Source organism: Pseudomonas sp. MG-9, assembly GCF_018729515.1.
GTDB classification, from domain to species: Bacteria; Pseudomonadota; Gammaproteobacteria; order Pseudomonadales; family Pseudomonadaceae; genus Aquipseudomonas; species Aquipseudomonas serboccidentalis.
In genome coordinates this window covers 571,179-592,172 of the sequence record NZ_JAHHZH010000003.1, presented here as the reverse complement: position 1 = coordinate 592,172, position 20,994 = coordinate 571,179, and the positions used below count along the sequence as shown (strand labels likewise).

Annotated in this window: 12 protein-coding genes and 1 other RNA gene; 9 read left to right on the top strand and 4 right to left on the bottom strand. The window is 61.6% G+C overall.

The window, feature by feature from the left end; all coding sequences use genetic code 11:
* Nucleotides 1-23: 23 nt before the first annotated feature.
* From guaD to xdhA, 4 genes are all read right to left on the bottom strand, one after another.
* Nucleotides 24-1,328, bottom strand: a complete 1,305-nt coding sequence (guaD, locus tag KKQ10_RS10760) for a guanine deaminase (RefSeq protein ID WP_127652031.1) — start codon at nt 1,326-1,328, stop codon at nt 24-26.
* Nucleotides 1,329-1,341: 13 nt separating this feature from the next.
* On the bottom strand, nt 1,342-2,199 hold the full coding sequence (xdhC, locus tag KKQ10_RS10755; protein ID WP_215501072.1) for a xanthine dehydrogenase accessory protein XdhC: 858 nt from the start codon (nt 2,197-2,199) through the stop codon (nt 1,342-1,344).
* Nucleotides 2,200-2,317: 118 nt separating this feature from the next.
* Nucleotides 2,318-4,717 (bottom strand): xanthine dehydrogenase molybdopterin binding subunit, encoded by a 2,400-nt coding sequence (gene xdhB, locus KKQ10_RS10750; RefSeq protein ID WP_215501071.1) that lies wholly within the window; start codon nt 4,715-4,717, stop codon nt 2,318-2,320.
* Nucleotides 4,710-6,164 carry a xanthine dehydrogenase small subunit gene (gene xdhA / locus KKQ10_RS10745; RefSeq protein ID WP_215501070.1) on the bottom strand — a complete coding sequence of 485 codons (1,455 nt, stop codon included), beginning with the start codon at nt 6,162-6,164 and terminating at the stop codon, nt 4,710-4,712. The genes xdhB and xdhA overlap by 8 nt, the downstream gene beginning before the upstream one ends.
* A 267-nt stretch (nt 6,165-6,431) precedes the next feature.
* Between xdhA and KKQ10_RS10740 the strand changes: the two genes are divergently transcribed.
* The 9 genes from KKQ10_RS10740 (at nt 6,432) to KKQ10_RS10700 (ending at nt 20,899) form a co-directional block, all read left to right on the top strand.
* Entirely contained in the window at nt 6,432-7,091 is a 660-nt protein-coding gene (locus tag KKQ10_RS10740; RefSeq protein ID WP_215501069.1) for a GntR family transcriptional regulator, read from the top strand.
* Nucleotides 7,092-7,093: 2 nt separating this feature from the next.
* Complete coding sequence (gene smc / locus KKQ10_RS10735) at nt 7,094-10,582, top strand: chromosome segregation protein SMC (RefSeq protein WP_127652035.1); 3,489 nt, start codon at nt 7,094-7,096, stop codon at nt 10,580-10,582.
* A 259-nt stretch (nt 10,583-10,841) separates the two neighbouring features.
* Nucleotides 10,842-11,705 (top strand): cell division protein ZipA, encoded by an 864-nt coding sequence (zipA, locus tag KKQ10_RS10730; RefSeq protein ID WP_215501068.1) that lies wholly within the window; start codon nt 10,842-10,844, stop codon nt 11,703-11,705.
* 141 nt (nt 11,706-11,846) lie between these two features.
* A complete protein-coding gene (ligA, locus tag KKQ10_RS10725) occupies nt 11,847-14,204 on the top strand; it encodes an NAD-dependent DNA ligase LigA (protein WP_215501067.1) in 2,358 nt (785 codons plus the stop codon).
* A gap of 228 nt (nt 14,205-14,432) precedes the next feature.
* Nucleotides 14,433-15,596, top strand: a complete 1,164-nt coding sequence (locus tag KKQ10_RS10720; RefSeq protein ID WP_215501066.1) for a zinc-binding metallopeptidase family protein — start codon at nt 14,433-14,435, stop codon at nt 15,594-15,596.
* A gap of 134 nt (nt 15,597-15,730) precedes the next feature.
* Nucleotides 15,731-15,827: signal recognition particle sRNA small type (gene ffs, locus KKQ10_RS10715), an RNA gene on the top strand.
* 228 nt (nt 15,828-16,055) lie between these two features.
* Nucleotides 16,056-18,005, top strand: a complete 1,950-nt coding sequence (locus KKQ10_RS10710) for a hypothetical protein (RefSeq protein WP_215501065.1) — start codon at nt 16,056-16,058, stop codon at nt 18,003-18,005.
* 375 nt (nt 18,006-18,380) lie between these two features.
* The gene (gene dnaX, locus KKQ10_RS10705; protein ID WP_215501064.1) at nt 18,381-20,492 is read left to right on the top strand and encodes a DNA polymerase III subunit gamma/tau; all 2,112 of its coding nucleotides are present in this window, start codon (nt 18,381-18,383) and stop codon (nt 20,490-20,492) included.
* A 68-nt stretch (nt 20,493-20,560) separates the two neighbouring features.
* Complete coding sequence (locus tag KKQ10_RS10700; protein WP_102358119.1) at nt 20,561-20,899, top strand: YbaB/EbfC family nucleoid-associated protein; 339 nt, start codon at nt 20,561-20,563, stop codon at nt 20,897-20,899.
* Nucleotides 20,900-20,994 lie beyond the last annotated feature (95 nt).

Below are 20,994 nucleotides of genomic sequence, written 5' to 3'. Positions count from 1 at the left end.
GATTTTTTATGCCTCGGGAAAACTCAGCGCTGATGCACCAAAGCACCCGCCGCATACGTCTGTTGCACCGTGCGGTCATCGCCCAGCGTCATCAACACAAACAACGTCTCGGCAATGGTGTTGGCCTGCTTCAGGCGATAGCTGAGCAGCGGCGTGGCGTTGTAATCCAGCACCAGGAAGTCGGCGTCGGAGCCCGGTTGCAGGTTGCCGATCTTGTCTTCCAGGCGCAGCGCCCGCGCACCGCCAAGCGTTGCGAGGTACAGCGACTTGAACGGACTCAGACGCGCACCCTGCAACTGCATGACTTTGTAGGCTTCGTTGAGGGTTTGCAGCAGCGAGAAACTGGTGCCGCCGCCGACGTCAGTGCCCAGGCCGACGTTCAGCTTATGCTTCTCGGCCATCGGCAGGTTGAACAGGCCGCTGCCGAGGAACAAGTTCGAGGTCGGGCAGAACGAGATCGCCGAGCCGGTTTCCGCCAGGCGCGCGCATTCGTCGTCGCACAGGTGCACACCGTGGGCGAATACCGAGCGCTCGCCGAGTAACTGGTAGTGATCGTAAACGTCGAGGTAGCCCTTGCGCTCCGGGAACAGTTCCTTGACCCACTCGATTTCCTTGAGGTTCTCGCTGATGTGGGTCTGCATGTACAGATCCGGGTATTCGGTCAGCAGTTGTCCGGCGAGGGTCAGTTGTTCCGGGGTGCTGGTCGGGGCGAAGCGCGGGGTGACGGCGTAGTGCAGGCGGCCCTTGCCGTGCCAGCGCTCGATCAGCGCCTTGCTCTCGACGTAGCTGGATTCGGCGGTGTCGGTCAGGTAGTCCGGGGCGTTGCGGTCCATCATCACCTTGCCGGCGATCATTCGCAGGTCGAGCTTCTCGGCGGCTTCGAAGAACGAATTCACCGATTGCGGGTGCACGCTGCCGAACACCAGCGCGGTGGTGGTGCCGTTGCGCAGCAGTTCCTTGATGAAAATGTCCGCGACTTCATCGGCGTGGGCCTTGTCGCCGAACTGGCTTTCGCACGGGAAGGTGTAGGTGTTGAGCCAGTCCAGCAGTTGTTCGCCGTAGGCACCGACCATGCCGGTTTGCGGCAGGTGGATGTGGGTGTCGATGAAGCCCGGGGTGATCAGCGCGTCCTGATAATGCGTGATCTCGATGTCCGCCGGCAGCGTCGGCAACAGTTCGCTGGCGTGGCCGAGGGCGCTGATCTTGCCGCCATCGACCACCAGCAGGCCGTCCTCGAAATATTCGTAGGAGGCGTCGATCCCCACTTCAGCGGGGTCGGCGATGCTGTGCAGGATGGCGGCGCGGTAGGCTTTGCGAGTCAGAGGCATGAGGGTTCTCTAATCAGTTTGAGGCTTTGAGTTTGGCGGCCTGACTGCGCCGGGAAGCGGGCAGCAGTCTGGCAATCGGTTCGGCGCTGGCGGTGTGCAGGCCGAAATTGGCGTTGTAGGTGGCGATGATTTCGCCGGCGATGGAGATGGCGATTTCCACAGGCAGTTTGCCTTTGACTTCGCCGATGCCCATCGGGCAGCGCATGCGTTGCACGACGCTGGCGTCGAAACCGCGATCACGCAGGCGATGTTCGAACTTGGCCCGTTTGGTCTTCGAACCGATCAGGCCGAACCAGGCAAAGTCGTTGCGCTTGAGGATCGCGGCGGTGAGTTCAAGGTCCAGCTGATGGTTGTGGGTCATGACGATGCAATAGCTGCCGACGGGCAGGTCATCGATTTCATCCACAGGCTCTTCGGCGACGATTTTACGCACGCCGTGGGGGATCTGTTGGGGGAATTCCTCTTCCCGCGAATCGATCCAGCGCACCCGGCAGGGCAGGCTGGCGAGCAATGGCACCAGCGCGCGGCCGACATGGCCGGCGCCGAATACGGCGATCTGCGCCTGCACCTGGCCCATCGGTTCGAACAGCAACACCGTGGCGCCGCCGCAGCACTGACCGAGGCTGGCACCGAGGCTGAAGCGCTCCAGATGGGTGTCCTGCTTGCCGCTGGCGAGCATGTCGCGGGCGATCTGCATGGCTTTGTATTCCAGATGCCCGCCACCGATGGTGTCGAAGGTCTGTTTCGCGCTGACGACCATTTTCGAGCCGGCATTGCGCGGGGTCGAGCCGAGTTCTTCGATGATCGTCACCAGAACGCAGGGTTCACCCTGGTTCTGCAGGTCGGCGAGGGCGTCGATCCAGTTGTACATGTTCACCTCGACATCTTCGTTGTCTGTCAGTCCGCCATCGCGAGCAGGACTCACTCCTACAGTTGGAATGCATTCCCCTGTAGGAGTGAGCCTGCTCGCGATAGCCGCACCTCGGTCCTTAAAGCGGAGCCAGCTCAGCTTCAGCAGCAACCGGTTTTACCGCTTTGAGCTGGCGCATCTGCTCACACCCCCACAACACCCGCTCCGGGGTCGCCGGCGCATCAATCTGCGGTTGATGCTGATAGTCACCAAGGCTCGCCACTGCATCCTTGATCGCACACCACGCGGCAATCCCGAGCATGAATGGCGGCTCACCGACAGCCTTGGAATGGAACACCGTGTCTTCCGGGTTCTTGCGGTTTTCCACCAGTTTCACCCGCAAATCCAGCGGCATGTCCGCCACGGCCGGGATCTTGTAGCTGGCCGGGCCGTTGGTCATCAGCTTGCCCTTGTTGTTCCAGACCAGCTCTTCCATGGTCAGCCAGCCCATGCCCTGAACGAAACCGCCCTCGACCTGACCGATATCGATCGCCGGGTTCAGCGAGGCACCGACATCGTGGAGGATGTCGGTGCGCAGCATCTTGTACTCGCCGGTCAGGGTGTCGACGATCACTTCGCAGCACGCCGCGCCGAAGGCGAAGTAGTAGAACGGCCGGCCACGGGCCTGGCTGCGGTCGTAGTAGATTTTCGGGGTCTTGTAGAAGCCGGTGCTCGACAGTGAGACCTGATTGAAATACGCCAGCTGGATCAGCGCTTCGAAGGTCATGATGTGGTCACGCACGCGCACATGGCCGTTGTGGAATTCCACGTCTTCTTCGCTGACCTTGTAGTGCCGCGCGGCAAATTCCACCAGACGCTGCTTGATGATCTCGGCGGCGTTCTGCGCAGCCTTGCCATTGAGGTCGGCACCGCTGGAGGCGGCGGTCGGCGAGGTGTTCGGCACCTTGTCGGTGTTGGTCGCGGTGATCTGCACCCGGTCCATTTCCACCTGGAACACTTCGGCCACCACCTGCGCGACCTTGGTGTTCAGGCCCTGGCCCATTTCCGTGCCGCCGTGGTTGAGGTGGATGCTGCCGTCGGTGTAGACGTGGATCAGCGCGCCGGCCTGGTTGAGGAAGCTGGCGGTGAAGGAAATGCCGAATTTCACCGGGGTCAGCGCCAGGCCTTTTTTCAGGATCGGGCTGTTGGCGTTGTAGCGGCGGATCGCTTCGCGGCGCTCGGCGTACTGGCTGCTTTCTTCCAGTTCCGCGGTCATTTCCTCGAGCATGTTGTGCTCGACGGTCTGGTAGTAGTGGGTGACGTTGCGCTCGGTCTTGCCGTAGTAGTTGGCCTTGCGCACGGCCAACGGGTCGAGGTGCAGGTGGCGGGCAATCGCGTCCATCACTTCTTCGATGGCAACCATGCCTTGCGGACCGCCGAAACCACGGTAGGCGGTGTTCGACGCGGTGTTGGTCTTGCAGCGGTGACCATTGATGGTCGCATCACCCAGGTAGTACGAGTTGTCCGAGTGGAACATCGCCCGGTCAACGATCGATGCGGACAGGTCCGGCGAGCAGCCACAGTTGCCGGCCAGGTCCATGTTGATCCCGTGCAGGCGCCCGGTGCTGTCGAAGCCGACGTCGTACTCGACGTAGAACGGGTGACGCTTGCCGGTCATCAGCATGTCTTCGACCCGTGGCAGACGCATCTTGGTCGGCTGCCCGGTGAGGTGCGCGATTACCGCGCACAGGCACGCCGGGCTGGCGGCCTGGGTTTCCTTGCCGCCGAAACCACCGCCCATGCGGCGCATGTCGACGACGATCTTGTTCATCGACACGTCGAGCACTTCGGCCACCAGTTTCTGCACTTCGGTGGGGTTCTGCGTCGAGCAGTAGACGATCATCCCGCCGTCTTCGGTGGGCATCACTGAGGAGATCTGCGTCTCCAGATAGAAGTGTTCCTGGCCGCCGATGTGCAGCGTGCCCTGAATGCGGTGTTCGGCCGTGGCCAGTGCCGACGCTGAATCGCCGCGCTGATGGGTGTGGCTATCGAGCACGAAGTGGCGTTTGCGCAGGGCTTCGACTACATCCAGCACCGGCTCCAGATCTTCGTATTCGATGATCGCCGCCATCGCTGCTTTGCGCGCGGTTTCCAGGTCTTTGGCGGCCACGGCCAGCACCGGTTGGCCGACGAACTGCACATCGTCGATGGCCAGCAGCGGATCGCCCGGCAGCAGCGGGCCGATGTCTTTCAGGCCCGGCACGTCTTCGTGGGTGATCGCAATGCGCACGCCGTCGAAGGCGTAGCAGGGGCTGGTGTCGATGCTGATGATTTTCGCGTGGGCGCGGTCTGACAGTCGTGCGTAAACGTGCAGCTGGTTGGGGAATTCCAGACGGTCATCGATGTACTGCGCTTCACCGGACACATGCTTGGCGGCGCTGTCGTGCTTGACGCTGCGGCCGACACCGGTGGTCAGGTCCTGGGCGAACAGTTCAGCCAGTTCGGCCTGAGTCTTCTCTACGGCGTGATGGTTAGACATAAGCGGTCACCCGAGTCTCGATGTGCGGTGTTTGCAGTTCGATGAAGTATTTGCGCAGCAGGTTCTGCGCGCTGAGCAGGCGATAATCCTTGCTGGCGCGGAAGTCCGAGAGCGGCGTGAAGTCCTCGGCCAGCGCGGCGCAGGCGCGTTCGACCACGGCGTTGTTGAACGGCTGTCCGAGCAGCACGGCTTCGCAATGGGCGGCGCGTTTCGGGATCGCCGCCATGCCGCCGAAAGCCATGCGGGCGCCAGTGATCACGCCGTTTTCCACACGCAGGTTGAAGGCGGCGCAGACCGCAGAGATGTCGTCGTCCAGGCGCTTGGAGACCTTGTAGGCGCGGAACAACTGCTCGGCGCTGGCGCGCGGGACGATGATCTTCTCGATGAACTCGCTTTCCTGGCGGGCCGTGACCTTGTAGTCGATGAAGTAATCTTCCAGGTTCAGCGTGCGCCGGGTTTCACCCTTGCACAGCACCACCTGCGCGCCGAGGGCGATCAGCAGCGGTGGCGAATCACCGATTGGCGAGGCGTTGCCGATGTTGCCGCCGAGGGTGCCCTGGTTGCGAATCTGCAGCGAGGCGAATCGGTGCAGCAGTTCGCCGAAGTCCGGGTATTCGGCATTCAGCGCGTCGTAGCAGTCGGAGAGGGCAGTGGCGGCGCCGATTTCGATGCGGTCGTCGAAGGTTTCGATGCGCTTCATTTCCGCGACGTTGCCGACGTAGATCATCACCGGCAGGGTGCGGTGGAACTGGGTGACTTCCAGCGCCAGATCGGTACCGCCGGCCAGCAGCCGCGCTTGTGGATAAGCATCGTAGAGGTCGGCCAGATCGGCGACGGTCAGCGGCACCAGGCAGCGCTTGTCGCCGCTGTTGAGTTCGCCGATATCGGTCGGGGCGATGGCTTTGAGGCGGGCGATGGTCTCGGCTTCGCGGGCATCGAACTGGTCCGGCTGCTTGCCGCAGCACGATTGCTCGGCGGCAGCGAGGATCGGCCGGTAGCCGGTGCAGCGGCAGAGGTTGCCGGCCAGCGCTTCGTGGGCCTTGGCCTGATCCGGTGCATCGCTGTTCTTTTGCAGGGCGAACAGCGACATGACGAAACCGGGGGTGCAGAACCCGCACTGCGAGCCGTGGCACTCGACCATGGCTTTCTGCACGCTGTGCAGTTCGCCCTGGTGCTTGAGGTCTTCGACGCTGATCAGTTGTTTGCCGTGCAGCGACGACACAAAGGTCAGGCACGAGTTGAGGCTACGGTAGCGAATGTGTTCGCGGCCGTCGTCACCCGTTTGCAACTCGCCGACCACCACGGTGCAGGCGCCACAATCGCCGCTGGCACAGCCTTCTTTGGTACCGGATTTGCCCACATGCTCGCGCAGGTAATTGAGCACGGTCAGGTTCGGGTCCAGGGCGTGCTCGCTACGGAGTTCCTGGTTAAGTAAAAACTGGATCACGGAAGGCCTCGCAGACTCATTATTGTTGTTAACCGACTTGAACCGAATTTAGCAGGTCTGACTTTTCGGTCAATGGTTTTCTGACTTAAGGGTCAGGAAAATCGCTTCTGTCGATTAACGTGTGCTCTATTGAGTATTGACCCTGAGCGGATCCACTGCTTTTTTGCTTGAATCGTGCCAAAAACCGCCCTGCGGGCACTCCGCCATGCACCTGCATTTGCGCTACACTGCGCCGCTTGTGCAGATCGAAGAGTTTGAAGGACAACCATGACGTTCAAGGCGCCGGACAGCCTCGCCGAGCAAATCGCTCACCACCTCGCCGAACGCATCATTCGCGGCGAAATGAAGCCGGGAGAGCGCATTCAGGAACAGAAGGTCACGCTGGCCCTCAATGTCAGCCGCGGATCGGTCCGCGAAGCCCTGCTGATCCTCGAACGCCGCCACCTGATCGCGATCCTGCCGCGACGTGGCGCCCATGTCACCGAACTCACCGCGCACAAGGTGCAGAGCCTGTGCACGTTGATGAGCGAGCTGTACATCCTGCTCGGCAATGCGGTCGCCAATGGCTGGCAGACCCAGGCCGACATGGCGCCGTTCGTGCAGATCCAGCAGCGCCTGAGCGCCAGCTATGAACGTCAGGACATCCGCACCTTCGTCGACGACAGCTTCGCCGTGATGCGCGCAGCGTACCCGTTCGCCAACAACCCGTACCTGCAAGAGACCGTCGAGAACCTGCAGCCGGCCATGAGCCGTGCCTACTTCCTCGCCCTCGAACAGCGCAAGGCCGAAATGAGCGAGTTCCTCGAACTGTTCGAACGCCTGCTCGCCGCCGTGCTCGCCCGTGATTTGCCGCAGATCCGCATCGTGCTGACGGCTTACGCCCGGCGCAGCTGCGATCTGGTGGTTTCCGCCCTGACGGTTGCCTGAGCGTGCGGCTAAAGTGCATCAAACTGGCGGGGTTCAAGTCCTTCGTCGACCCGACCACGGTGAACTTCCCCAGTAACATGGCGGCAGTCGTCGGGCCGAACGGTTGCGGCAAGTCGAACATCATCGACGCCGTACGCTGGGTGATGGGCGAAAGCTCGGCGAAAAACCTGCGTGGCGAGTCGATGACCGACGTCATCTTCAACGGCTCGACCAGCCGCAAACCGGTGAGCCAGGCGAGCATCGAGCTGGTGTTCGACAACTCCGATGGCACGCTGGTTGGTGAATACGCGGCGTATGCCGAGATTTCCATTCGCCGCAAAGTTACCCGCGACAGTCAGAACAGCTATTTCCTCAACGGCGCCAAATGCCGCCGTCGCGACATCACCGATATCTTCCTCGGCACCGGTCTGGGGCCGCGCAGCTACTCGATCATCGAGCAGGGGATGATCTCCAAGCTGATCGAAGCCAAGCCCGAAGACCTGCGCAACTTCATCGAAGAAGCGGCGGGCATCTCCAAGTACAAGGAGCGCCGGCGCGAGACCGAAAACCGCATTCGCCGCACCCACGAAAACCTCGCCCGCCTGACCGACCTGCGCGAAGAACTCGAACGCCAGCTCGAACGCCTGCACCGTCAGGCCGAGTCCGCGAAGAAGTATCAGGAATACAAGACCGAAGAGCGTCAGCTCAAGGCGCAACTGTCGGCCCTGCGCTGGCAGGATCTGAACGATCAGGTCGGCCAGCGCGAGTCGATCATCGGCACTCAGGAAGTCAGTTTCGAAGCGTTGGTCGCCGAGCAGCGTAATGCGGATGCGGCCATTGAGCGCCTGCGCGACGGGCACCATGAACTGTCCGAACGCTTCAATCTGGTGCAGGGGCGCTTCTATTCGGTCGGCGGCGATATCGCCCGGGTCGAGCAGAGCATCCAGCACGGCCAGCAGCGCTTGCGTCAGTTGCAGGATGACCTGAAAGAAGCCGAACGCGCGCGTCTGGAAACCGAATCGCATCTGGGCCACGACCGCACGCTGCTGCTGACCCTCGGCGAAGAGCTGGACATGCTCACCCCCGAGCAGGAGGTCACCAGCGCCGCCGCCGAAGAAGCCGCCGCTGCGCTGGAAGATTCCGAAAGCGTCATGCACGGCTGGCAGGAGCAGTGGGACACCTTCAACCTGACCGCCGCTGAACCCCGGCGTCAGGCCGAAGTGCAGCAGTCGCGCATCCAGCAGCTGGAAACCAGCATGGAGCGTCTGGCCGATCGACAAAAGCGTCTCGCGGAGGAACGCGACTTGCTCTCGGCCGATCCGGAAGACGCCGCGATCATGGCGCTCAACGAGCAACTTGCCGAGTCCGAAGCGACCCTGGAAGACTTGCAGACCAGCGAAGAAGCGCAGGTCGAAAAGCTTGAGCAACTGCGTCAGGAATTGCAGCAGGCGCTGACCGCGCAGCAACAGGCGCAGGGCGATCTGCAGCGGCTCAACGGTCGCCTGGCGTCCCTTGAGGCCCTGCAGCAAGCCGCGCTCGATCCGGGCACCGGCACCGCCGAATGGTTGAAGGAACACAACCTCGCCGAGCGCCCGCGCCTGGCCGAGGGCCTGAAGGTCGAGGCGGGTTGGGAGCTGGCGGTGGAAACCGTGCTCGGCGCCGATCTGCAAGCGGTACTCGTCGACGATTTCAGCGGTTTCGATCTGTCCGGTTTCAGCCAGGGTGATTTGCGCCTGCTCAGCCCGGGCAACGATGGCGTGCGGGTGGCCGGCAGCTTGCTGGACAAGGTAGAGGCGCAGATTGATCTGTCGCCGTGGCTCGGTCAGGTCAAACCGGTCGACAGCCTCGAGCAGGCCTTGGCCTTGCGCGGACAGTTGAGCGCCGGCCAGAGCGTGATCAGCCGCGACGGTTATTGGGTCGGCCGGCACTTTCTGCGCGTGCGTCGTGCCAGTGAAGCCGAGAGCGGCATGCTCGCCCGAGGTCAGGAAATCGAGACGCTGCAGGCCGAGCGCGAAGAGCGCGAAGCCACGGTCGAGGCCATGGAAACCCGCTTGCAAACCCTGCGTGCGCAACAGCGTCAGCAGGAAAACGGTCGCGAACATTTGCGGCGCTTGCTGCAAGACGAAGCGCGTCAGCAAGGTGAACTGAAAGCCCAATTGTCCGCCGGCAAAGCCAAGGCCGAACAACTGACCTTGCGCCGTACGCGCCTCGATGAAGAGCTGGTCGAACTCGGCGAACAGCGCGAGCTGGAACACGAACAGATCGGCGAAGCGCGCATGCAATTGCAGGAAGCGCTCGACGCCATGGCGCTGGACACCGAACAGCGCGAATTGCTGCTGGCCCAGCGCGACAGCCTGCGCGAACGCCTCGACCGCGTGCGACAGGAAGCCCGTCAGCACAAGGATCACGCTCATCAACTGGCCGTGCGTCTCGGCTCGTTGCGTGCCCAGCACGATTCCACGCGTCAGGCGCTGGAGCGTCTGGAGATGCAGGCCGAGCGCCTCACCGAAAAACGCGAACAGTTGAGTCTGAATCTGGAGGAGGGTGAGGCGCCGCTGGAAGAGCTGCGCCTGAAACTCGAAGAGCTGCTCGACAAACGCATGACCGTCGACGAAGAACTGAAGACTGCGCAGATCGCGCTGGAAGACGCCGACCGCGAATTGCGCGAAGCGGAAAAACGTCGGACCCAGGCCGAGCAGCAATCGCAATTGATCCGCGGCCAACTCGAACAGCAGCGCATGGAATGGCAAGCGCTGACCGTGCGACGCAAGGCGTTGCAGGATCAATTGCTCGAAGACGGCTACGATCTCAATGGCGTGCTCGCGACCTTGACGCCTGAGGCCAGTGAACGCGCCGCCGAAGATGAACTCGAACGAATCAATGCGCGGATTCAGCGTCTGGGCGCGATCAACCTCGCGGCCATCGACGAATACACGCAACAATCCGAGCGTAAACGTTATCTGGATGCGCAGGACGCCGATCTGGTGGAAGCACTGGAGACCCTGGAAAACGTCATTCGCAAGATCGACAAGGAAACCCGTAACCGTTTCAAAGATACCTTTGATCAGATCAATGGCGGTTTACAGGCACTTTTCCCGAAAGTTTTCGGTGGAGGCAGCGCCTATTTGGAACTGACGGGCGAAGATCTACTCGATACAGGGGTGACGATCATGGCGCGGCCGCCTGGAAAGAAGAACAGCACCATCCATTTGCTCTCCGGCGGGGAAAAAGCCCTGACCGCACTGGCACTGGTTTTTGCGATCTTCAAATTGAATCCGGCGCCGTTCTGCATGCTCGATGAAGTTGACGCGCCACTGGATGACGCTAACGTTGGACGCTACGCACGATTGGTTAAAGAGATGTCGCAGACCGTGCAGTTCATCTATATCACCCACAACAAGATCGCCATGGAAATGGCCGATCAACTGATGGGGGTGACGATGCACGAGCCGGGTTGTTCGCGACTGGTTGCAGTGGATGTCGAGGAGGCGATGGCGATGGTGGACGCCTGAGCCAGCGTGGTGTCGGAAGGGTATTGATGTTCTGTAGGACTTTTTTACCGACTTCGACTTGCTGGCCAATCGACATATTCGCGCAAGCCAATGTGACAGACGGTGTAAAGTTGTCTTTGGTCGTGCTAGTTTAATGTCAATTTTTCGTATACGTGGGCAAAACGCCTGTCAGAACATAGAGTTGGCGCCACGTTTTAAAGCGGTTTACACAGTGTAAACCCCTTATTTTTCAGCATTTTTTATAGAGGCACGGGATTACATGGAAATCGGTCTGCGCGAGTGGCTGATCGTCATCGGCATCATTGTGATAGCCGGTATTCTTTTCGATGGCTGGCGCCGTATGCGCGGCGGCAAGGGAAAACTGAAATTCCGTCTTGACCGAAGTCTGTCCAACCTGCCGGACGAGGACACCAGCGCTGAGCTGTTGGGCCCGGCTCGCGTGCTGGACACGCATAAAGAACCGCAACTGGACGAACACGATCTGCCGTCGGTGAGCATGCCGGCCCGCGAAGCACGCGAGCCTCGCGAATCGGGCTCCAAACGTGGCAAGCGTGGCAGCAATGGTCCGGCCCAGGGCGACCTGAACCTCGACCTGGACCTGGACGGTGGCCCGAGCTTCAGCAGCCGTGATGATGACTTTGTCGAAGACAGCAAGCCTTCGCCGGCCGTGGCCGACAAGGATCAGCCGCAAGCCGAAGAAGTCCTGGTGATCAGCGTGATCTGCCGCGACGCAGCCGGCTTCAAAGGCCCGGCGTTGTTGCAGAACATTCTGGAAAGCGGTCTGCGTTTCGGCGAGATGGATATTTTCCACCGCCACGAAAGCATGGCCGGTAACGGTGAAGTGCTGTTCTCCATGGCCAACGCCGTCAAGCCGGGTATCTTCGATCTGGACGACATCGACCATTTCAGCACCCCGGCGGTGAGCTTTTTCCTCGGCCTGCCAGGCCCGCGTCATCCGAAGCAGGCCTTCGACGTGATGGTGGCGGCAGCCCGCAAGCTGTCCCAGGAACTGAACGGCGAGTTGAAAGACGATCAGCGCAGCGTTCTGACCGCGCAGACCATCGAGCACTACCGTCAGCGCATCGTCGAATTCGAACGCCGGGCCCTGACCCAGAAGCGCTAAAGGCCAAGATCAAAAGATCGCAGCCTTCGGCAGCTCCTACAGAGGACCCTGTAGGAGCTGTCGAGTGCAACGAGGCTGCGATCTTTAAATGATGAAACTGGAGCAGCCTCGGCTGCTCTTTTGCTTTATGAGAGAACACCCATGACCGCCGCCAAAACCCGCATTCTAGAACTGCGCGCTGAGCTCGATCAGCATAACTACCGTTACCACGTCCTCGACGAACCGAGCATTCCGGACGCCGAATACGACCGGTTGTTCCACGAGCTCAAGGCGCTGGAAGCGGCCAACCCGGAACTGATCACCAGCGACTCGCCGACCCAGCGCGTCGGCAGCGTGGCCCTGACCGCGTTCACCCAGGTGCGTCACGAAGTGCCGATGCTCAGCCTCGGCAACGCCTTCGAAGAAACCGACATGCGCGAGTTCGACCGCCGGGTGACTGAAGGGCTGGATCTGCCGGCCGGCGATCTGTTCGGTGGCGGTGCGGCGGTGGAGTACAGCTGCGAACCGAAGCTCGATGGCCTGGCGGTCAGCCTGCTGTATCAGGACGGCGTGCTGGTGCGCGGCGCCACACGCGGCGACGGCACCACCGGTGAAGACATCAGCGTCAACGTGCGCACCGTGCGCAACATTCCGCTGAAGCTGCACGGCAGCGGTTGGCCGGCGACCCTGGAAGTGCGCGGTGAAGTGTTCATGTCCAAGGCCGGTTTCGAGCGCCTCAACGCCTCGCAACTGGAAGTCGGCGGCAAGACCTTCGCCAACCCGCGCAACGCCGCTGCCGGCAGCCTGCGTCAGCTGGATTCGAAGATCACCGCCAACCGCCCGCTGGAATTCTGCTGCTACGGCATTGGTCAGGTCTCCCACGATATTTCTGACACCCACATCGGCAACCTCAAGCAATTGCAGGCGTGGGGCCTGCCGATCAGCCATGAGCTGAAACTGGCCAAAGGCATCGGCGAGTGCCTGGATTACTACCGCGACATCGGCGAGCGGCGTAACTCGCTGGCCTACGAAATTGACGGCGTGGTGTTCAAGGTCAACAGCATTGCCGATCAGCGTGAGCTGGGCTTTCGTGCCCGCGAACCGCGCTGGGCCATCGCGCACAAATTCCCGGCGATGGAAGAACTCACCGAACTGCTCGACGTGGAATTCCAGGTCGGCCGCACCGGTGCCGTCACCCCCGTTGCACGACTGAAACCGGTCAAGGTTGCCGGTGTCACTGTCGCCAACGCCACTTTGCACAACATGGATGAAGTGGCGCGTCTGGGCTTGATGATCGGCGACACGGTGATCATCCGCCGCGCCGGCGACGTGATCCCGCAGGTGGTGCAAGTGGTCACCGAACGTCGCCCCGACGATGCGCGCCCGGTGCATATCCCGCAAAGCTGCCCGGTGTGCGGCTCCCACGTCGAGCGCACGCAACTGGTCAAGCGCAGCAAAGGCAAGGAAACCATCAGCGAAGGCGCGGTGTACCGCTGCGTCGGCCGTCTGGCCTGTGGCGCACAACTGAAACAGGCGATCATTCACTTTGTGTCGCGCCGGGCGATGGACATCGAAGGCCTCGGCGACAAGAGCGTCGAGCAACTGGTCGACGAAGGTCTGGTCAGTTCGCCGGCGGACCTGTACGCGCTGAAGTTCGACGACATCGTCGATCTGGAGGGCTTCGCTGAAGTCTCCAGCAACAAGCTGCTGACGGCGATCGAAGACAGCAAACAGCCGGGGCTGGCGCGCTTCATCTACGCCCTCGGCATTCCCGATGTCGGCGAGGAGACGGCCAAGGTCCTGGCGCGTTCGCTGGGTTCGCTGGAGCGCGTGCAACAGGCGTTGCCACAGGTGCTGACCTACCTGCCGGACATCGGCCTGGAAGTGGCGCACGAGATTCACAGCTTCTTCGAAGATGCGCACAACCAGCAGGTGATTACTGAATTGCTGGGGCACGGCTTGCAGATTCAGGATCAGGGCGAGCTGGGCGCCGAATTTGCTGCGAGTACCACGCTCGGTGGGTTACTCGACAAGCTGCACATCCCTTCGGTCGGCCCGGGCGGCGCGCAGAAACTCGCAGACAAGTTCGGCTCGCTGGAAGCGGTGATGAATGCCGATTGGCTGGACATGCGTCAGGCACTGCCGGAGAAACAGGCCAATTCGGTGCGCGAGTTCTTTGCTTCGCCAGAGCACCGGCAGATCGCCGAGTCCGCCGAGAAACAGCTGCGTGATTTCGGCATGCACTGGTTGAGCGAGAAGAAAGTCGTCGAAGGCCTGCCGCTGTCCGGCCAGACCTGGGTGCTGACCGGCAAGGTTGAGCTGATGAGTCGTGATGTGGCCAAAGAGCATCTGGAAAGCCTCGGCGCCAAGGTGGCGGGCTCGGTATCGGCGAAAACTCATTGCGTGGTCGCAGGGCCGGGCGCCGGCTCGAAACTGACCAAGGCCAATGAGCTGGGCGTGAAGGTCATGGACGAAGAAGCGTTTATCGCCTTCCTCAAAACCCATGGTATTTCTGCCTGATACCTCTTCCGGAGAGTGCGCTTTTTTGTGGTGAGGGGGCTTGCCCCCGTTGGGTTGCGAAGCAGCCCCGACTTCAGAGAATGCAGTTCATCCATAGTCTGCCGTTGGAGTGCGTTGCACTCCAACGGGGGCAAGCCCCCCTCACCACAATGATTCCTCATGGTGTTAGTGGGAACGATGTTGTCTCGGCAATGATCTAGTCTTGGCAAGCCCCAGGGAGAGATCGCCATGTACCGCTTTTTCGAGCAGCTCAGTTCTCGCATCGTCGCGCCGTTCATGGGCGAAACTTCACGCAACAGCAAAGTCTGGCCGTGCCGCTGCGGCCAGTCGCTGTTCTTTCGCAACAGCCAGTGCCTGGCTTGCAACGCTGCGCTGGGCTACCAGCCTGAAGAAAGTCGCATCACTTCATTGTCGCCCGGTGTGGAGGGTGGCATCTGGACGCTCGACGCCGACCCCGATGCCGGACTGTTTCGCCGCTGTGCCAACCTGGACACGCCGGCCGCCTGCAACTGGCTGCTGCCCCTCAATGCGCACGACAGTTTGTGTGTCGCGTGCAGCCTCAATCGCACCATCCCCGACCTCGCGGTGGCGGCAAACCCCGAGCGCTGGCGCAAAGTCGAAATCGCCAAACGACGCCTCGTCGCGCAACTGATCACCCTCGGTCTGCCGGTCATCCCGAAAACCGTGGATGAAGACACCGGTCTGGCCTTCGATTTCATCGGCGTCGACCTTGAAGGCAACGCACCGATGACCGGCCACGCCAACGGCCTGATCACCCTCGACATCAAGGAAGCCGACGACGCCCACCGCGAGCAGGTGCGGGCGGCGATGCATGAACCCTATCGCACGCTGCTCGGGCATTTCCGGCATGAGGTCGGGCATTACTACTGGGATCGCCTGATCGCCAACGGCCCGTGGCTCGAAGCCTTCCGTAGCCTGTTTGGCGACGAACGCGCCAGTTACGCTGAAGCGCTTGACCGTCATTATCAACAGGGCGCACCGCTGGACTGGCCGCAACACTACGTCAGCGCCTACGCGACCATGCATCCGTGGGAAGACTGGGCCGAAACCTGGGCGCATTACCTGCACATGATGGACGCCGTGGACACTGCGCTGGGCTTCGGCATGAGCGCGCGGGAAATGGACTTCGACTACCAGCCGTTTCCGCCCGGCACCCTGTACGACCCGGAGCACCCCGGCGGCGCGGCATTCCTGTCATTCGTCAATGCGTGGATCGAACTGGCCGGCATGCTCAACGAACTGTCGCGCAGCATGGGCCAGCCGGATTTCTACCCGTTCGTGCTGCCGGCGGCGGCGATTGCCAAGCTGCACTTCATCCATCTGGTGATCCAGCAGGCGGGTGGTCGGGCAGACGAGGTTCTCACCCTGTAGGAACTGCCGCAGGCTGCGATCTTTATGTCCTTGAAGCCACTCATATTTTTAATCTGAAACCAACGGTTGTAACTTCGCTTCAGATAGGTACAATGGCGCGGCTCGCCGACAGGTGAGTGTCGTTATGGTGACCCCATCGGTCCCCCCGCAACGATTACCCGTGAACCTGGTCAGATCCGGAAGGAAGCAGCCACAGCGGGAACATTGTGTGCCGGGGTGTGGCTGGTGGGGTTACCACCTTAACGAACATCGAACGCTTCAACAGAACTGCATGGGTTTCGCCCACTGCAGTTTTTTTATGCCTGCGATTCGAGTTTTCACGCCAGCCTCTGTGGGAGCGAACCTGCTCGCGAAGGCAACGCCCCAATGCCTGTTCGGCCTTCGCTGCGCAACAGTGGCATACTCCACCGTCTTGCTGCGCGCGTCGTTGACAAGTTCGCGCCCTGGCTACGAGGTTGTATGCACCCGGAACATCACGATTTATCCACTGCCGTTTACTTGCCCGTGACGGATGAAACCTGCGCGAGCCTGTTGCAGCCAGAGGGCGTGAAAACCCTCGGCGAGCTGACGGACGCGCAACTGGCCGCGGTGCTGGTCATTCAGAATCTGGCCCAGGCGGCCGAAAAGGATCTCACCGCCGCCGCGGCGGAGAAGGTCCTGGCCAAGTTGATTGCATGGGCGGTCGATGGCCGGGCAGGGCTGTTGTCCGAGGCGCAGCGACTGTTCGATCCGCGCCAGCTGTACTTCGGGCTCAACGCCATCCGGCGGCTGAACCTGCGATTGCTGTTGGCCGACGAAGTATCGGCGCAGGATTACCTGCTGCCTGATGGCAAATGGGATGACGAGTTCAAGACGCGCCACCACGCCGCCAACAATCCGTTCAGCCAACAGATGATCAGCCCCATCCATCGCGAGCGCTGGCTGAGCGCGGCACAAGACAAACTGGTCAGGACCTTCCGCGCCAATCTGGACGAAGACCTGCACGTGCAGGGCTACGCCGGGATCGGCAAGAGCCATCTGCTCGGTGCCTTGACCGAGTGTCTGCGACCGGAGAAAACCCTGCTGCTGGCGCGCACCCCGGAAAAACTGGCCACGCTCGGTCAGCGCATGGGCATTACCGGTGATCGCAAGCCCGGCATCACGTTCGAAGCCTTCGCGCGCGGGCTGATACACGGTCGCAGACCGCAGCCGGCGGGTGCTGCCGCCAGGTTGGCGAGTAAGCAGAGTGTGGCGCAGGAACTGAATATCCTCGGCTTTCGCGGCCATGATGCGCAACGGACCTTCAACGTTTGCCTGGAAACCCTTGAGCGCTATTGTCAGTCCCGGGACTACAGCCTGAGCGCCCAGCATCTGCCGTATTTCCAGCTTTCGTTGTCCAGCCTTGAGTCCAAGGTGCTGCTGGAATATTCCAGCCGCGTCTGGACCTATCTTGAGGCCAACCCGGCATGGGGGCGGCAGAGCGGCTTCGAAGCGTTGTTGCTGATCAAGCGGGCGAGTCTGGCCGGCTGCGTGGTGCCGCCTCGCTATACCCATGTGCTGATTGACGAGAGCCAGGATATTCCTGCCTCGCTGCTGCAGATCATCGAGCGCGGCCGTCAGGTGCTGATCACCCTGGGCGATGAGTATCAGCACGCCAGCCGCGATCTGGTGAAAAGAAAGCGTGAAGTGCGCCAGAGCGATATCACCTATTCGGTACGCTCCGGCCGCAACGTCGAGCGTCTGGTCAATCCGCTGATTTCCCGGCACTCGGAAAAGACCAAGGTGCCTTTCGAAGGCGCGCGTGAGGCGGACGTCGGAATCGAGTTTTATCCACAAGGCTTTGTGCCGCCCGAAGGTTGCGTGGTGCTGACCGCCTCACCGTGGGACACGATGATGTGGGCCATGCAATTGCACGATGGCAACTGCCTGTTCAGCTTTGCCGACATGAAAGCGCAGCGCGATCTCGAACACTTCATGACCACCGCCATCGAGCTGTTCAAGGTCGACTACTACAGTGCCGAGTACAGCGATAAGGGCCCGTATCGGTATTTCAGCGACTTGCCCGACTGGCAGCAGGTGCGCGAGGCCAATCAGTTCGACGAGGCGTTTCTGTGGGTCGAGGCCGAGCTGCAAAAGGGCTTCAAGGTGGCTGACCTGACCCGTCTGAATCGCATGATCGGCGGCCCCGGCAAGAGCTGCATGCTGATGCAGGCGCAGGAGGCGGGTGGCATGGAGTTCGACCGGGTGCTGCTGACACCCGAGCTGTTGACCAACGTCAAGTTCAAGGACGCCTATGCGTTCGATGAGCGGATCTGCGCCGTGTACATCGCCATCTCGCGCGCACGGCAGCAGCTCTATCTGCCGTACGACGTGGTCGAATGGATCGAATTTCATGACTACCAGAAATTCCGCGAATCGCACGGCTACTGAATACCTGGCCACAATCTCCCTGTAGGAGTGAGCCTGCTCGCGATAGCGGTAGATCATTCACTAAAGGATGGCGGCTGATACACCGCCATCGCGAGCAGGCTCACTCCTGCAGAGTTACGGGTTGTCTTCGAAACTGCCGGTATACAACCGGATCATGTCTCGATCTCCCCCAACATTTTCCGCCACCCCTTGCTGTTGTTCTTCAGGCAGTAGACGCTGGTTGAACCAGTCCAGGGCCATTGATTGCTACGATCCCGGGCTGATATTCCCCCGCCAACAGCAGCTTGGCCATATTAGACGAGCACACCGGATGCAATTTTGCCCTTGCTCCGCTAGCATTAGCCGCTTCAGCTTCCTTCGTTGCGACGGTTTTCGATGAGTTATCAGGTTCTTGCACGTAAATGGCGTCCGCGCTCGTTCCGCGAAATGGTCGGCCAGACCCATGTGCTCAAGGCTCTGATCAATGCCTTGGACAGCCAGCGGCTGCACCACGCGTACCTGTTCACCGGTACGCGCGGGGTCGGCAAGACCACCATTGCGCGGATCATTGCCAAATGCCTGAACTGTGAGACAGGTATCACTTCCAGCCCCTGCGGCGAGTGTTCGGTGTGCCGCGAGATCGATGAAGGTCGCTTCGTCGACCTGATCGAGATCGACGCCGCGAGCCGGACGAAAGTCGAGGACACCCGCGAGCTGCTCGACAACGTGCAGTACGCCCCGAGCCGCGGGCGCTTCAAGGTCTACCTGATCGACGAAGTGCACATGCTCTCCAGCCATTCCTTCAATGCGCTGCTGAAAACCCTCGAAGAGCCGCCGCCGTACGTCAAGTTCATCCTGGCGACGACGGACCCGCAGAAACTTCCGGCAACGATTTTGTCGCGTTGCCTGCAGTTCTCTCTGAAGAACATGACGCCCGAGCGCGTGGTCGAGCATTTGACCCACGTCCTCGGCGCCGAGAACGTGCCGTTCGAAGACGACGCACTGTGGCTGCTGGGTCGCGCCGCTGACGGCTCGATGCGTGACGCCATGAGCCTGACCGACCAGGCCATCGCCTTCGGTGAAGGCAAGGTACTGGCCGCCGACGTGCGGGCGATGCTCGGTACGCTGGATCACGGCCAGGTCTTCGACGTACTGCACGCGCTGATCGAAGGCGACGCCAAGGCGTTGCTCGAAGCCGTGCGCCACCTGGCCGAGCAAGGCCCGGACTGGAACGGCGTGCTCTCGGAAATTCTCAACGTGCTGCACCGCGTCGCCATCGCCCAGGCGTTGCCCGAAGGTGTCGACAACGGTCATGGCGACCGTGATCGGGTGTTGGCGCTGGCTCAGGCGCTGCCGGCCGAAGATGTGCAGTTCTATTACCAGATGGGCCTGATCGGCCGCCGCGACTTGCCGCTGGCGCCGGACCCCCGGGGTGGCTTCGAGATGGTTCTGCTGCGGATGCTGGCCTTCCGGCCGGCGGACACGGCGGACGCCCCGAGGCAACCGCTAAAGCCAGTGGGGATCAGCCAGGCCACAGTTGATTCCGCAAACTCAGTGGCTGCCGCGCCTAAACCTGCGCCGGTAGTCGCTGCGGCTGTTGCGCCGACGCCTGCACCTGCACCGGTTGTTGCGCCTGCGCCTGCGCCAGTACCGACCCCGGAACCCGCGCCTGTCGTGGTCGCCGAGCCCGCGCCGGCGCCAGAGCTGCCGCCAGAACCCGAGCCGGTCGTCGCCGAAGAGGTCGTCGACCTGCCGTGGAACGATCCGGTCGAACCCGAGCCTGAGCCCGCGCAGCAACCGGCCGTCGAACCGGTGCTGGAAACCGCTGGCGAGCAGCCCGAGTTGCCGCCGATGCCGCTGCCGACCCCGGACAGCGTGGTACCGGATGCACCGGAGTGGGCCGCCGCGCCGATTCCCGAGCCGTCGGTCGCCGAGGTCGATGCCGCCACGCCGGGCATGGACCTGGACGACGAACCGCCGCTGGACGAAGACTACATCGAGCCGGACATGGATTCGGCCTACAGCTACCTCGACGACCTGGCCAGCGAACACACCGCCGAGCCGGTTCCGGAACCCGAGCCGGAGCCTGCCGCCGCGCCGGCCACCGGTCTGGCGTTGCAATGGCTGGAGCTGTTCCCGCAACTGCCGATCTCCGGCATGACCGGCAGCATCGCCGCCAACTGCACGCTGATCGCGGTCGATGGCGACCATTGGCTGATGCACCTGGACCCGGCGCACAGTGCGCTGTTCAACGCTACGCAGCAGCGTCGCCTGAACGATGCATTGAACCAGTTCCACGGTCGCACGCTGACCCTGACCATCGAGCTGATCAAGCCCGAGCAGGAAACCCCGGCGCAGGCTGCGTCTCGTCGTCGGGCCAACCGTCAGCGCGAAGCGGAGGAATCGATCCACGGTGATCCGTTCATCCAGCAGATGGTCCAGCAGTTCGGTGCGGTCGTGCGACACGATACTATTGAACCTGTCGACGCTCTGGTCACTCAGGGCTAATAACTGAAGGCGTTCGGCGTGCATTCGCCGGGTGCTGATTTGATCCAAGTACTTTTGAGGTGATTCCCATGATGAAAGGTGGCATGGCCGGCCTGATGAAGCAGGCGCAGCAGATGCAGGAAAAAATGGCCAAGATGCAGGAAGAACTGGCCAACGCCGAAGTCATCGGCAAGGCCGGTGGCGATATGGTCACCGTGGTGATGACCGGTCGTCACGACGTGAAAAGCGTCAGCATCGACCCAAGCCTGGTTGAAGGCCTGAGCGAAGACGACAAAGAAATGCTGGAAGCCGTGGTCGCTGCCGCCGTCAACGACGCCGTGCGCAAGATCGAAGCCAACAGCCAGGAAAAAATGGGCAGCATGACCGCCGGGATGAACCTGCCAGCGGGTATGAAACTGCCATTCTGATTCGCCATTGCGCGACAGATGAGCTACACAAAATGCCAGGCATCGCGCCTGGCATTTTTGTTTCTGCCGGATCAGGTACAAACCCTGTAGGAGCT

Excerpts from the sequence above, each read along its gene's own strand:
- KKQ10_RS10710 (WP_215501065.1), top strand. The coding sequence starts at position 16,056 with ATGCACCCGGAACATCACGATTTATCCACTGCCGTTTACTTGCCCGTG.
- KKQ10_RS10700 (WP_102358119.1), top strand. The coding sequence starts at position 20,561 with ATGATGAAAGGTGGCATGGCCGGCCTGATGAAGCAGGCGCAGCAGATG.
- KKQ10_RS10740 (WP_215501069.1), top strand. The coding sequence starts at position 6,432 with ATGACGTTCAAGGCGCCGGACAGCCTCGCCGAGCAAATCGCTCACCAC.
- zipA (WP_215501068.1), top strand. The coding sequence starts at position 10,842 with ATGGAAATCGGTCTGCGCGAGTGGCTGATCGTCATCGGCATCATTGTG.
- KKQ10_RS10720 (WP_215501066.1), top strand. The coding sequence starts at position 14,433 with ATGTACCGCTTTTTCGAGCAGCTCAGTTCTCGCATCGTCGCGCCGTTC.
- guaD (WP_127652031.1), bottom strand. The coding sequence starts at position 1,328 with ATGCCTCTGACTCGCAAAGCCTACCGCGCCGCCATCCTGCACAGCATC.
- dnaX (WP_215501064.1), top strand. The coding sequence starts at position 18,381 with ATGAGTTATCAGGTTCTTGCACGTAAATGGCGTCCGCGCTCGTTCCGC.
- xdhC (WP_215501072.1), bottom strand. The coding sequence starts at position 2,199 with ATGTACAACTGGATCGACGCCCTCGCCGACCTGCAGAACCAGGGTGAA.
- xdhB (WP_215501071.1), bottom strand. The coding sequence starts at position 4,717 with ATGTCTAACCATCACGCCGTAGAGAAGACTCAGGCCGAACTGGCTGAA.
- ligA (WP_215501067.1), top strand. The coding sequence starts at position 11,847 with ATGACCGCCGCCAAAACCCGCATTCTAGAACTGCGCGCTGAGCTCGAT.